This window comes from Paenibacillus sp. HJGM_3 (assembly GCF_045062745.1).
Lineage (GTDB): Bacteria > Bacillota > Bacilli > Paenibacillales > NBRC-103111 > Paenibacillus_AA.
Genome location: NZ_JBJGED010000009.1, coordinates 1 through 14,602 on the forward strand (window position 1 = coordinate 1; position 14,602 = coordinate 14,602).

Consider the following 14,602-nt stretch of genomic DNA (forward strand, 5'->3'; position numbering starts at 1 on the left):
CCCGTGGACAAACCCATCATACCGAGGCGCTCCTTTTTTGGCAAAGGCTATTTCTTAGCCCTAACAGGAAGGTTCAACGAACAATGGCAACCGATCGTGTGCCGGCTGCCGTCACGTCGTGGCTGAACTATCGTTCTTCGTTAGCGGAACAACTAACTTTTCGAATATTAATTAATCATTTCTTTTAAATATGGAATAAGAAAAATAAATCACTCCACCAACACCTAAAATCATTGATATACCAAACAATATCCATACTATTTCCACAACAGTATCACTAGGACCGTTACCCACTGGACCAACTTTTGGTTCAAAAAATTTATTTAATTTCCATATACCATAGAAAATGAGAAATATTGATGCGAGCAGTCCAACAAAATTTTTCTGTTTAATATTACGCCCTCCATTCGTACTGATATTGAAGTAACTTCGGTCATTACACTTAACAAACAGATAATACCACATATTGGAACTATCCTGCCCGTTAGTCGAACGAGGTAGCCGATCGATTCGCCGGCTGCCTCGACATGTCATAATATTGAGCTAATATACCCGAGAACTCAATATTCCAATAAGTTCCGGTTTCGAAGCTCTTCGGCTAAACGATATAGTTCAGCTAAATCATGTCTTCCTTTTTGTTTGAATTTTTCAGATGCTTCTTCAACGGAAATTTTTTCCACAGCGATAACTCTTTCGCCATCGTTAGGAATTTGAGGACTTGAGAATAGCTCCACGTTGCCATATCCCACAAGGCGAAAAAATTGTGGATGTGGTAAGTGAGGTTTGTATGCTTGATTATGTTTTGAAAAACATTTCCATGCCCCGAATGGCTCAAATGTATGTAAAATAGCTCCAGCCTCTTCCATTAACTCCCGTCTTAAAGTATCACGGAAATTCTCATCTTTCTCCAATGTCCCGCCTGGTATTTCCCAATAACGCTGAACTATCCTGCCCAGCTACTTCAACGGAGAACGGCAGCCGATCTTTGGGCCGGCTGCCGTCGTGTCATGATTGAACTATCGTGTCCCGTCCATTTCTGGTGGACGACGGATTAGTGTTGCCTGCTCAAAACTATAGGCGATGCTGATTAGCGTGGGCTCACTTAAAGCCCTCCCGGAAAAGACAACACCAAATGGCCCCTGCGTCGAATCGCCATCACCATCAATTGTTCCTTTTGCTGAATAACCGGCGGGCACCGTAATAAGGGGATACCCTAACCGGGCAGCAATGTACATGCCATCAACGTCACCGGGTAACATTAAAGCATCTAAGCCGTGTTGATCGAGTACATAGTCAATCCCTTGCGTTACAGCCGGATAGTTATATTCTTGTCGTTTAAGTTGATATGTTGTCTCGTTTAGCGCATTTTGTTCCGAACGAATCAGATTATCTTGGCCAAACTTCAATGCGGATGCAGCGTGTTTCTGATTGTAAGCTATCAGATCTTGAAGAGAATGTACGGGCATATCCGAGTTCAACTTTGATAAATAGCGATTCAGGCCTGTTTTGAATTCGTAGCAGATAACATCATTGTTCCATGGATGCTGTTCCAAATGGAGGTCCACAGGATCGATAACTGTAGCACCTTGCTCACGCAGAACATTAATGGCGGATTCCATGATGGAAAGTCTTTCTTCATCCAACGACCGATAGTAATGTCTAGGAATCCCAATTCGAGTTTTACACAGAAAGTCTCGGTCTAGATATGTTGTGTAGTCATGAAAAGTACGATGTGTGCTAGTCCAAGTTGCCTTATCGTTTTCGTCAATCCCGACGATTGCCCCAAGTAGAATCGCTGCATCAGTGACTGTCTTTGAAATCGGTCCTGGCGTATCCTGACTTATAGAGATTGGGATAATTCCGCTGCGGCTCGCAAGCCCTACAGTAGGTTTTATTCCGACGAGAAAGTGTTGGCTGGCCGGCCCAATAATCGAACCTGCGGTTTCTGTTCCGATCGCTGCTGCTGTCAGATTCGCCGCTACGGCTGCAGCCGATCCTGAACTTGATCCGCTGACGAAGAGCTTGCCAGGTCCATATGGATTCAACACATATCCTCCTCTGGAACTGTATCCAGCTGGCATACGATTGGACATAAAGTTCGACCACTCGGTCATATTGGCCTTACCTAGAAGAACAGCGCCAGCAGCCCGGAGCTTTGCGGCTACGAACGCATCTTCAGGAGCAAACGACTCAGCCAATGCGATTGAACCAGCGCTCGTATGCATCCGGTCGTACGTATCGATGTTATCCTTTAGCAGGATTGGAATTCCGTGCAGCGGCCCCCTACTACCTGTTGTATTTCGCTCAAGGTCAAGATTCCTTGCTATTTCAAGAGCATCTGGATTGATCTCTAATACGGCATTGATCAGAGGATTATACCTATGAATGCGTTCGATATATGCAAGCACGAGGGCTTCGGATGTACATTCACCCGAAGACATTGCCTTTTGCATGCTCACCAAATCGGCTTCTTGAATCCAATCTTGTAAGTTGATGCTCATATATTAAAATACCCCCGGTACTTGTAAATTTTCGGACAACAGTAATATGGTAACATGCTGCCTTGCCAAGGGTATAGGTAAAGTTTTGAGTAGATAAGAATGTATCGGTTGGGCATCGCAGTAGAGCTTGTATTTTCCCGAAGGTTAATGTTGTAACTAAAGTAATCTGCCCAATAGTTAAATGGCGGCTGGCACAAAAGAAGGATCCCCCGCTAACATACCCTAGAAAAATCGGCGATATAGTTCTCTCCGACGTTCTCCGCGGAGCTGCGCATAGATCTGAGTGGTCGATGCTTTTTCGTGTCCTAGCATGCCTTGAATAAAATCTAAAGGCACTCCGTTATCAAGTAGCTGGCATGCATAGGTATGACGGAATCGATGGGGATACACATTCGCCTCAATAGCTCCACGATCTGCCAGTCGCTTTACGGCCCACCTGAGCGTTGGAATGGCCATTCGCTTAACAGGATTTGTATCCGTTGCAAATAAGGCTTTACACGCGTCCTCACGACTAGCTAAATACTTCTTCAACCATACTTTACATTCCGTGGTGAAGTATACTTCTCTTTGCTTTGAACCCTTCCCATTTACAATGGCAGAGCAGTTGTCCCAGTTTAAATCCTCAATGTTTAATTTCTCAACCTCTCCAATACGACAGCCCGTGCTGTATAGAAACTCAAGCAACGCTCTTTCCCTTAGCGTCTGACATGAGATTTTTAAATGAATTACATCCTCTTCCACCAAAAACTTCGGAATTCGCTTATCCATTTTGGGCTCTCGTAGTTTGAGGGAAGGATTGTTAGGTAAATAAGTTTCTTCAAATGCAAAACGAAATAGGGATCGCACAAAACGAATGCGGTGCCCTAAGCTGCTTGGCTTTAAACGCTCGGACTGCTTAGCTAAGTACTCCTTGAGTAGATTCAGTGTAATATCAGTAATTTCGACATCACCAAGATCTGTAACTAACATCTTGAGCTGCAGAGAATAAGCTTTCAATGTGTTTGGACTGAACCCTTGAATTCGCTTGTCCGCCTCGTATTGACGCCAAAGCTCGCTTAAAATCATAATAAAACCTCCTATATAGAGCAACTAGTTCTAGTTTGCTTCAAATAGAAGGTTTTAGACTTATTGGTTCAACTAGCGTACCCTTTAGCAGAACATTCTAGAGGTGGGCCTTATGGTAAAGCTTATAATATTCATCCTTCGTCAACCCATACAAAATAGAATCATGATATTTCCCATTCGGGTAGAATACTTGACGGCGAACCCCTTCTTGAACGCATTCAACCATCATAACGTCTTACACCACACAAACATATTACCGAGTTCTTGGAAGCCAACTCGCGTATAGACGCGCATCGCGTCATCGGGTTCAAGGTCAAGCGTCCACATTCCTCCGTGATTGATGTATAGTTTGCTGACTCCTGCTTCCTTCAGGCGTCGCATACACTCGTACAACAAGTTAGTGGCCAACCCACGTTCCCGGTGCGAAGGAGTCGTTCCGAACGGTTCGATAATGGCAATATTATTATCATTGTCTAGCCAGACATTCGCGAATCCGACGACTTGATTCGTTTCATCTACTACGACCAAATCCCATTCTTGCCGGTATGTTGGAGAGGACATCAAGCCATGATAAATATTCATATCCGGCGCTGTCAGCCCCGCAGATCCGCTCATAATGATGACTTTTTGTTCTAAATCGCCGGACTCGATCCGACGTACCTTGTATCCTTCGGGAAATTGCGGAACTTGGTTCGCGACCTCCAAATCCATAATGCCGGAGTACATGTACCACGTATGCTGCTCGTACCCTCTCGCCTTCAGCGTCTTTACTCTAGGCTGGTCTTCAACGTAAGCCCAAATATAGACCTCACGTCCGCTTCGGTCTTCGAGCGAAAGGCCGCAATAATGTCTCTCCGCCCATGCGAAAATTTCGTCTTCCAAGTGAACGTATTCAGGTCCCGTGAAGCAGTAAAGGATGCGGTTATGTCCGGGCCAGATTGCCCCGACAATCGTTTCGTCGTCGACCTCACACACCGTCAGATTTTGAAAGAACTTCTCTCCACCAAAGGCGCGGTTGTAATCGAAATCCCCCAAACTCGGATAAAACCGACGGTTCGGGTCGGCAAACTTTTTAGATAGCACCTTGCGTAGCGCCATGTACGTTCCCAAGGAAGAGTTGATAATAAGACTTATCTGACTCGATGGGCTTGTTTTCAAGGTATGAGTAAACAATTTGTCCCTTTTTACCTGGCAGGATATCAAATAAATAATCCTCGGGGAACTGAAGTAGGAAGCACATCTTTTTCCCTTCGTATTCCGAGGGGCTTTCGTCTCGAAGTGTCCCTTCATTAGTTTTGAAAATGATGACTTTAAAATTTCTTTGGTATTTTTCTAGAAATCCATCATTTCCCAATAAATAAACCAAAATAAAGTAAACAGGGATAATTACCAATCCGGCATGGTAATAAAAATGGCGATTGCAGCACGGTAATCATTAGAGCCACCGAAAGCAACTGTTATTCAAGAGGAAATATGCAAAAACTGAAGTGAGGCTAGGGAAATAATCCCCAAGCCTCCTATTGTCAACAGTCCCGAATAAGCGAGCTTCATTAGAATCGTTATGCAAGCCTCCCAGCTTGTAATCTACCTTGTAATTATCATATCGAATGCTTAAAAAACGAACTAACACTTAGACGACCATCTCGATAGCATTATTCCAACTCCTATGAACGCATCATACGATCCTGCAAAGTCCCATCAGCCTCTTGCTTGTTCACGATTGACTCGCCTTCCACGTCGACATTCGGCAAGATGCGGTTCAGCCATTTCGGCAAATACCAGGCGGAGCGGCCAATAAGCGTCATGACGGCCGGCACGATCGTCATCCGGACGATGAAGGCGTCGAACAGAATGCCGAAGGCAAGGGCAAGGCCCATCGATTTAATCATCGTGTCTTCCGCAAATATAAAGCTTGCAAATACCGAAATCATGATCAAGCCTGCGGAGGTAACGACGCTTCCGCTGCTTTTCAAACCGAAGAGCACGGCTTTTTTCGCATCGCGCGAATGGATAAATTTCTCGCGCATCCGGCTCACAAGGAATACCTCATAGTCCATCGCTAATCCGAACAAGATCGCTGCCACCAACAGCGGCAGGAAATTCAGTACCGGACCCGGCACGGGGATTCCAAACAAACCGGCCATATGGCCGTCCTGAACGACGAAAACGACGAATCCGAGCGTTGCCGCAAGCGTAAGCAGATAGCCTAACAGGGCTTTGAGCGGTACAAGTATGGAACGAAAAACCATCATGAGAAGAATCAAGGCAAGGCCGACTACAAGAGAAGCGAATACAGGAAGCGCGTGGTTCAGCTTGTCCGTAATATCGATATTGACCGCCGTGCTTCCGGTCACCATCAGTTCGACATGATTTTGCCGCATGGTCTCGTCCGAAAGTTTACGAATGTCGTACACCAAATTGGCTGTTTTGAGGTCATGCGGGCCGGTTCCCGGCAGTACCGTTATTATTGCGGTATCGCCGTCCGGACTCATAACGGGCTCCGTTGCCATTACAACATTGTCTAGTTTGCCCAGAGCTTCTCTTGCTGACGCAATGTCCGCTTTGGCATGATCGGCAGTCTTCGCTTGCATGACAACCACAAGCTGCGCTTGGTATCCGGGTCCAAAGCCTTCCGCGATCAAGTCGTAGCCGCGCCGCCCGGTCGTCTCTTCAGATTTCAAGCTATTGTCAGGAAGACCGGTGTGCAGGTGCAAGGCAGGAAGACTGATGAACGCCAGCACCAAGATGCCCGCAAGCGCCGTCGGCAACGGAAATTTGTTCACAAACCGGCCCCATGCATTCGACTCGGCATTCGCTGTCGGCTTCGGCTTTTTGATCGGCATATCCGGCGCCAACTTGGGACGAATCCGCTCGCCAAGCATGCCTAGAACTGCAGGAACGATGAAGATCGCAACCAGAACCGCTGTGAAGACGGTTAAAGCTGCCGCGAGACCCATCATGGTAATAAAGGGAATATTGGTTACGGCCAAGCCCACAAGAGCGATAATAACGGTACAGCCGGCAAATACGACCGCGCTGCCAGCGGTTCCTGTGGCAATGGCAATCGATTCATGAACGGATCTGCCCTCGGACATATTTTGCTGGTGGCGCGAAATAATGAACAGGCCATAGTCGATCCCGACCGCAAGGCCGAGCATAACGGCAAGCGTCAGGGAGACCGAAGACATATCGACGTAATTCGAAGCAACGATAATCCCCATGATTCCGATGCCTAGTCCGATCATCGCGGTAACAATCGTGAACCCTGCCGCCAGGATGGAACGGAACATGAAAATCAGAATAAGGAACGCGATTGCTATGCCAACGATTTCGGAAACTCCGCCAATTTCAAGCGATTCGAAGCTGACCGAGCCGCCGATTTCCGTTTGCACGCCATGGGCCCGCGCTTGCTCGACGCTTGATAAGACCATCTCTTTGGACGCTTCCGTCACATCCTCCGCCTGAGAACGATAGGTAACATTAGCATACCCAATTTCTTTCGTTTGACTGATCGTTCCGGCATTGTAGGGACTTGCCACCGAGGCGACCGATTCGTCCTTGGAGATCGCATCCAACGTTTGCTTGACAATCTGACGCATCGACTCCGTTTCAAGCGTTTGTCCGTCGGGCGCTTTAAATATGATTTGTACGGTACCGTACTCGGCCGCCCCGCTTGTATGGAATTTTTCGCCAATGACGGTAGCCGCCTGTTCGGATTTGGTGCCGGGGATCGACATGTCGCCGGTGAAAACCGCTCCCATCCTTAACCCGATTAGTGCTGTAATCAGCAAGACGGCCAGGCCGCCGAAAAAAACGGACTTCGGTTTCCTGGCTGCCCACCGACCGATGCGATACAATAATTTCGCCATACTCCAATCTCCTCCCAATATTTCTTTCTGGTATGGAGATCATTATATCGGGCGGCGGCAGTTTCGAAATCGTCCGATCGGGCATGCCCGTTATGTACCTTTGGGCAGTTAGATATATCCCTGCTCGACCGCGATCGCAACCGCCTGCGACCGCGAATCCACGCCTAATTTATTATAAATGCTGGTCAAATGCGCTTTGACGGTACGTTCCGATATGCCCATGTCCGAGGCGATTTCCTTGCTCCGAAGCCCTTGGACAACAGCTTGCAGCACTATTCTTTCCTTATCCGACAAAATCGCGGTTCCCGCCGACCGGACTGGCGTTTCTTTCGTCTGCTTGATGGCAAACACTCTCGCCGTGATCTCGGGCTGAAGCAGCGTCTCCCCCCGCATAGCGGAGTCGATCGTTCTGAACAAATGGTCTCTACCCGTATCCTTCAGCAAATATCCTTTGGCGCCTAACGCCAAACCGTTGATCATCAACTTGTCTTCATTGTAGGTGGTCAAGATCACGACGGGAATGTCGATCCCCCGCGCGTTCAATTGCTCCATCATCTCGAGTCCGCCCATCACCGGCATATTGAGATCCATCAAAATGACGTCCGGCGACAGTTCTTCCAGCAAGCGGAGAGCGGCCGCTCCGTCCGCGGCTTCTCCAATCACCTCATAGTCGTCGCACGTTTCCAATATCAGCTTCAATCCCTCTCTGACCACATAATGGTCGTCGACAATCATGATTTTACAACTCATGCTTAGCCTCCTCTCTGTTCTCGGGCAGGTCTAATCGAACGATCGTTCCTTGCTGGCTTGCGCTTGAGATATCGAGTACGCCGCCGAGAATGCGAACCCGCTCTTTCATGCCGATCAAACCGTAATGCCCGAGTTGGCGGCCAATCGCAGCCGGATCGAATCCTTTTCCGTTATCGCGAATTTCGATGACGATTCGGTCTTCTGCACGACTGATGGAAATTCCGACACGGGAAGCTTCCGCATGACGGGCTATGTTCATCAGGCATTCCTTGACGATTTGCAGCACATGTTCGGTCATCAGTTTCGAAATATGCGGCAATAGCTCGACATGAAGCTCAACCGGTATCCCCGTAGCCGACGAGAACCCGTCCGCTTCTTCCCGAACCGAATCGGAAAATTCGGTTGCGGTCGAGGAGCGAAGTCTTAGACCGTCGATGGCGCTTCGCGCTTCCGCAAGCGTTTTTCTCGCCGTTTCCCTGCATTGGCGCAAAATTTGTTGAGCCCGTTCGACATTGCTTTTTGACAAGTGAGCATCTATCGCTTCAATCTGCATAAGCACGCCGGCAAGTCCCTGTGCCAGCGTATCATGAAGGTCGCGCGCTATTCTTTGCCTTTCGTTGGCGAGCGTAAGCTCTTCCACTTTCTGATGGGCGGACTCTAGGTCCCGTAGGAAGTTTTGGGTATGGACGCGTCCATATACCTCCCTTTGAAACATACGGGTATACGAAGTGACGATCACATTCAAAAGAAGCAGCAGAGGGCCAAAAACGGCAAGTGCAGGAAGCTCGTTGACTTTCACGATGATAAAGAAAGCAAGAGTGTGGTAATAAATACATGCGAAAGCGACCTTGGTGTTCTGATGATAAATAACGGCGCTTTGCCCCATAAGAACCGGAAAAAGACCGAGGATCAGAATCGTCCAAGCGATGGGCATAAACCAGACGAACCACAAAACAAGCAGTCCTTGCAGAACGAGATAAACCCAAGGACGCTTCTTGGTGAAGGAATCGGAGTGCCAATATAGGGAGCAGTGAAATAGATACAAACCCGTAAAAAATAAACTAGGTATCCATTGAAAGCGGGTTGTCCATTGAATAAGCACAATGGAAAAGTAAACCAAAGCCAGCCAGACAACGGTTCGATTCCGGACATCGACCCAAGCGTTGGGCATTTCGACGGCCATGGACTTGGAACCATTATGTGAGGGATGTTTATGTTTCATTCTTTCACCCTTTCCGGTTACGCCCCGAATTATACCAGGAATTCGCCTGCATGTCCTATCGGTGCGTGCATCTGCTTCATGGTATGCCTCCATGATGAGGGCCGTGTTGAGTAGGCATACAACGAGTTACTAAAGACAGCACTTTTCCAAATCCCTCTCCCAGAACGGAACATGCCAGTTTCCAACGCACTCCGCCGATCAGTTCCATCGCACCGCTATAGAGTATAAAGCCTCTATACGCAGTATCCTGCCCGTTTAACGCAACGAAGCTGCCGGTTTATGCAGGCAGCTTCGTCTTCGATGAGTGTTCAACTATCGTACCGTTCTTATTGCGCTATAGTGCCCGTTAGCTCAAAGGCTGGCTGCTACCAATATGCTAATACTCCACATTGTTAAAGCAAAAAACATACAAGACCAAAACAGTTCTTTTTTATACGGCTTCTTATTAACGATTTTCTCAATAGCTTTCAGTAAAATAAAGACAAACAAAAAACTGAATACAGGTACAAGATATACAGCGCTAAAACCGAAAAGGACCATAAAGTTCCCCTCCTTAGTTGTGTTCCTGAATTATTCCCGTTAGCCATCCATGCCCCTCTCGGGGCACCACAGAGTAATGAAAATTAGGCTTGTCCGTTTTATAATATTGTTACGGCTGGCGAAGGGAGGTCGATGAACTATGGTGTCGCGAACCCAACCGTTAGTCTGACTCCAACGACCTTGGTGCACCACGGACTGTTGCTCCTTTTCGGAAGCACGCAGGGTAGATTAACCCTTATTGGTTGTTGCACCAGCCCTCAATTCGGTTTGCCGTAGAAAGGTGAGTTTTCATGGATGTTCTCATTGAACGAGCTTGTGGTTTGGATGTGCACAAGAAAAACATCACCGCTTGCATCGTTACACCCGAAGGAAAGGAGATTAAGACGTTCCGCACCCATACCATCTATCTTCTCGAGTTGATCGACTGGATCAAGGAACACCGCTGCACCCACGTGGCCATGGAGAGCACCGGCGTGTTCTGGAAGCCGATCGTTAACCTGCTCGAAGCGGAAGACATTCAATTCCTCGTCGTTAACGCACAACACATGAAGGCTGTCCCTGGTCGGAAGACGGACGTGAAAGATTCCGAATGGATTTGTGATCTACTTCGTCATGGCTTGCTCAAAGCCAGCTACATCCCTGATCGTAACCAACGTGAACTGAGAGAACTGGTCCGTTACCGCCGAAGCCTCATTCAAGAACGAACTCGCGAACATAACCGAGTTCAAAAGGTTCTCGAAGGCGCCAACATCAAGCTCGCTTCTGTCGTTTCTGATATTATGGGGCTTTCCAGCAGGGACATGCTCGAAGCTATGGTGAACGGTGAAACGGATCCGGAGAAACTCGCCGGCTTCGCGCGCAGAACGATGAAGAAAAAGAAAGAAGAACTTGAACTAGCGCTCCGTGGTAGTATGAGCTCGCACCAACGTTTGATGCTCAAGTCTATGCTCATTCACGTCGATTTCCTCAACGAACAAATCGCCGAACTAGACGTGGAGGTAGCCAAACGGCTCGCCCCTTTTCAGCAGGACCTGGATCGACTGGACACCATTCCGGGAGTCGCTCGGAGAACCGCTGAGCAAATCCTGGCCGAGGTAGGTACCGATATTGCCTCGCGCTTTCCGAGCGCAGCACATTTGTGCTCGTGGGTCGGTCTTGTCCCAGGTCATAACGAGAGTGCCGGTAAACGCAAATCCTCTAAATCCCGCAAAGGCAACAAGTATCTCCGTTCCGCCCTCATTGAGGCCTCACATTCCATACGGGGATCCAACAATTATCTCGGAGCTCAGTACCGACGAATCGCTGCGTGCAAAGGAAAGCACCGAGCAGCCGTTGCCGTTGCACATTCCATCATGACGATCGTCTACTATTTGCTTACCCGGCAGGAAGACTACAAAGACTTAGGCTCGGATTACTTTGAAAAACGACACCAAGACGCCATCGTCAGACAGACGGTCCGAAAGCTAGAGAACCTTGGTTTTACTGTAACACTGGCCACATCCGAAGCTTCCTGATCCTTCTCTGCTAAACAAAGAAGACGCAGCTTTTTTAAAAACTGTACAAGCTGCGCCTAGTTTCGTATTGTCCTTTTTCCGGATACGCGCTATGAGTTATTTTCAGGGTAGTGCAACGCAACTTTATTTTAGAAAGTTGAATATCTGCTTAAACATCTGTTTACGGTTTTTAGGGAGTGCGTGTGTATCATCGTCAAAAACGATAAGCTTACATTTGGTTCCGTTCATTGTCACGTTACGATAAATCTCATTGACGTCAGAATTCGTGGCGGTTGTGTCCCGGCCGCCATGAAGAATCAAAAGCGGTGTTTTAATATGATGCGCCTGCAAGATTGGGTTTCTCTCTAAAACCGCTTGTTCTTTTTCTGCTGGATCGTTTGGGTAGGCGATCGGCAGCCATGCACCAAGATACTCGATCCTTGTTAATGCCCATAAGCTTATCCCGCGTTCCCAAGGTACATTATTTCGCGCCATCGCCAGCATAGTCAAAAATCCGCCATAGCTAAAGCCCGCTAAAAATAATCGCTGATTCTCTCCAAAACGGCCTTTCCAGTCCTGGCCGCATGCCACGATATCCCAGACATCAGCCCTTCCAAGCTCTCCCACATTGGCTTTTGCGTGTTCTTCTCCGTAGCCTTGTTTCCCTCTATAACTTGGCATAATCACTTCGAAACCTTCTTGTAAAAAACGGTCTACTAAAAAAAAGTCTGGATCAACTTTACCGTTGGGCCCGCCGAAAACAAGCAAAATTGCTTTGTTCTTAGGTTGATGTGGAATGACGCGAAGGACTGGGACTTTTTTACCGTCTAAGGAAGAAATCCAATACTCCTCTCGACGGGCATATGGGATCGTTTTCTTTTTGCTTTCCAATAGAACAGTTGAGGAACTATTTGCCGGATCATATGTATAGATAGAACAATCAGAACCAAGAAACAAAAAAACGCCATTGTCTCTATTTGGTGTAACAATGGGACCGGTTAAACCTAATTGGATGGGTGCAGGCAAGGTGGCTGGTTCAGTTTTTACCCCAGTGATAATAGAATAGAGAAGCACTTGTCGTTTCTGAACGATTACCAAGTTATGTTGACCATCAAAGAATCCGCCATCAATCTCCTGTTCCACAAGATCTGTAAAAAGAAGATCCTTTAAATTGATTATACGTAAAAAGGAGCTGCCCTTACATGCGGCCGTAACAACGATATGGGTGGAATCTTTTGAGAAGCAATAGGAGCTGAGTCGAAATGACATGTCTGGCTGTTTGGGTAAAGGATATTCTGAACCAATTAACGTATCCATTATATAAACCCAACCGGGCATGCCAGGTTCATCGATTTTTTGCCGATGAAATGCAATGTAACGTCCACAAGGTGACCATTGCGGGAATCGATCTGCATAATCACCGAACGTTAGCCTATTCGATATACCGGTTGATATGTCTACAACATAAAGATTTGGCGGGTGTCTATTACCCTCAATATGACCATACGCAGAGAATACTAATCTTTTACCGTCGGGTGACCACTCGCAAAAACCGGCGTGATCCCCTGGTTGGTTAAACAATATTTTTGTAGACTTAGTTTCGATGTCGTAGGTGAAGATCCGCGCATCCCCGAAAAAAGCGAACTGCTTTCCATTTGGTGATATCCGTGGTCCCTGTGGCACAAATTGCGAATCGATTACTGTAGAAATCTCGTTGCTCCCTGGAAAACGAATGGCTAAAGTAGGCGATCGATCCTCGTCTTCTTGATGTAAAACTAGAATATTCTTTGAAGTATTAAAATGAAAATCCTTAATCAAATTTGTAATAGCCCCCTCTCAATATTCAGTGCACATATAAATACTTTCCCTAAACGAGCCGGAAAGCCTTCAACTATCCGGCACAATACTTCAAAGAAAATAGGGATCCTCTACTTCTGCAGTTGGAGAATCCCCATCTAAGTAACGTGCCCGTTAGCATTCATTTCATGCACTTTTCTATTAATTTTCAGGGTATTTGAAAATTCACAATTTTGCCTGTCTCAACAAATTGGTAATCAATCTATTTAACGTCTCTTTATCAATGAAAGGAGCCAAGCCGGTAATTTGATCAGCATCCAGTTGGCCATCCGCAACCTGATCCACCAGGCGATTCAAGGACTCCTTGCCAATAAACGGTGAAAGCGATTGAATGGTTCTCCAATCCAAGCTGCCTTCCTCAGCCAATTCCACCAACAGCTCCACATGCTCTCTGTCAAGAAACGGAGCAAGGCTTACGATTCGGCTGCCTTCCAATTTCCCGTCTGCAATCCGTTCCACCAAGCGATTTAAGGTTTCTCTGCCGATAAAAGGTGCGAGCGATTGAACAATACTCCAGTCCAAGCTGCCTTCCTCAGCCAATTCCACCAATCGTTCCACATGCTCTCTGTTGAGGAACGGAGCGAGGCTTACAATTCGGCTTCCTTCCAATCCCGCTTCTTCCAATTGGACGGTTAATCGACCAAGAGTTTCTCTGCTAATGAAGGGCCCGAGTGATTGAACGATCTCCCAGTCCAGGTTATCTAATACGGCCCGTTGCACAAGCCATTCCACACTTTCTCGGTTCAGAAACGGTGCAAGCCCGGAAATCGACTCCCATTGTATTTCACCTTCTTCCATGTTGCGGACTAGTTCATCCAACGCCTCCGAACCGAGGAATGGCGCCAACTGCATAATTTGATCCCATTTGAAGCGATTATTGTCCAGGCACTCGGTTACTTTATTCAAAGTGCTCGCCTTCAAGATCGGCGCCACCTCAACCAGCTCTTCTAGCTCAACCGTCCCTTCATTGACCAACTGCGCGATCGACTCTGGTCGGCCCTGCGCGATTTCCGTTACGATGGCTCCAAGATGTTTATATACCCGCTGCTCCGCCTTTTCTTCTGCGTTCATTAATTCATCTAACGTGATTTCGAATAACTGTGCTAGCCGAGGGATCGTCCCGATATCTGGAAGAGATTCGCCCCGTTCCCATTTCGATACCGCCTGATGGCTTACATTTAATTGATCGGCAAGTTCCAATTGAGTCATATCCCTGTTTTTACGAAGCTTCGAAATATACGCTCCTATCTTTCGCGAGTCGAGCAAACTAAACCACTCCCTATAAACTAAATTTACATTGCGCCC

The 14,602-nt window shown here is 47.3% G+C and carries 11 protein-coding genes; 1 reads left to right on the plus strand and 10 read right to left on the minus strand.

Features of this window, described 5'->3' with window-relative positions; all coding sequences use genetic code 11:
• Window positions 1-171: 171 nt before the first annotated feature.
• The 8 genes from ACI5FR_RS12075 to ACI5FR_RS12110 all read right to left on the minus strand — a co-directional run bounded on the left by ACI5FR_RS12075 (window position 172) and on the right by ACI5FR_RS12110 (window position 9,407).
• Window positions 172-465 (minus strand): hypothetical protein, encoded by a 294-nt coding sequence (locus ACI5FR_RS12075; RefSeq protein ID WP_405454739.1) that lies wholly within the window; start codon window positions 463-465, stop codon window positions 172-174.
• 95 nt (window positions 466-560) lie between these two features.
• A complete protein-coding gene (locus tag ACI5FR_RS12080; RefSeq protein ID WP_405454924.1) occupies window positions 561-956 on the minus strand; it encodes an NUDIX domain-containing protein in 396 nt (131 codons plus the stop codon).
• Window positions 957-1,016: 60 nt separating this feature from the next.
• Entirely contained in the window at window positions 1,017-2,501 is a 1,485-nt protein-coding gene (locus tag ACI5FR_RS12085) for an amidase family protein (protein ID WP_405454741.1), read from the minus strand.
• Between the two features lie 222 nt (window positions 2,502-2,723).
• The gene (locus tag ACI5FR_RS12090) at window positions 2,724-3,566 is read right to left on the minus strand and encodes a tyrosine-type recombinase/integrase (protein ID WP_405454743.1); all 843 of its coding nucleotides are present in this window, start codon (window positions 3,564-3,566) and stop codon (window positions 2,724-2,726) included.
• Window positions 3,567-3,791: 225 nt separating this feature from the next.
• On the minus strand, window positions 3,792-4,664 hold the full coding sequence (locus tag ACI5FR_RS12095; protein WP_405454744.1) for a GNAT family N-acetyltransferase: 873 nt from the start codon (window positions 4,662-4,664) through the stop codon (window positions 3,792-3,794).
• 566 nt (window positions 4,665-5,230) lie between these two features.
• On the minus strand, window positions 5,231-7,435 hold the full coding sequence (locus tag ACI5FR_RS12100; protein ID WP_405454746.1) for an MMPL family transporter: 2,205 nt from the start codon (window positions 7,433-7,435) through the stop codon (window positions 5,231-5,233).
• 108 nt (window positions 7,436-7,543) lie between these two features.
• Complete coding sequence (locus ACI5FR_RS12105; protein ID WP_405454748.1) at window positions 7,544-8,185, minus strand: response regulator; 642 nt, start codon at window positions 8,183-8,185, stop codon at window positions 7,544-7,546.
• The gene (locus tag ACI5FR_RS12110) at window positions 8,175-9,407 is read right to left on the minus strand and encodes a sensor histidine kinase (protein WP_405454750.1); all 1,233 of its coding nucleotides are present in this window, start codon (window positions 9,405-9,407) and stop codon (window positions 8,175-8,177) included. The genes ACI5FR_RS12105 and ACI5FR_RS12110 overlap by 11 nt, the downstream gene beginning before the upstream one ends.
• A gap of 830 nt (window positions 9,408-10,237) precedes the next feature.
• Here ACI5FR_RS12110 and ACI5FR_RS12115 point away from each other — a divergent pair.
• On the plus strand, window positions 10,238-11,461 hold the full coding sequence (locus ACI5FR_RS12115) for an IS110 family RNA-guided transposase (RefSeq protein ID WP_405454752.1): 1,224 nt from the start codon (window positions 10,238-10,240) through the stop codon (window positions 11,459-11,461).
• 123 nt (window positions 11,462-11,584) lie between these two features.
• On the opposite strand, the gene ACI5FR_RS12120 is transcribed toward ACI5FR_RS12115, so the two are convergent.
• Window positions 11,585-13,258: a S9 family peptidase gene (locus ACI5FR_RS12120; protein ID WP_405454754.1), complete on the minus strand. Its 1,674-nt coding sequence runs from the start codon at window positions 13,256-13,258 to the stop codon at window positions 11,585-11,587.
• A gap of 204 nt (window positions 13,259-13,462) precedes the next feature.
• The gene (locus ACI5FR_RS12125) at window positions 13,463-14,563 is read right to left on the minus strand and encodes a helix-turn-helix domain-containing protein (protein WP_405454756.1); all 1,101 of its coding nucleotides are present in this window, start codon (window positions 14,561-14,563) and stop codon (window positions 13,463-13,465) included.
• Window positions 14,564-14,602 lie beyond the last annotated feature (39 nt).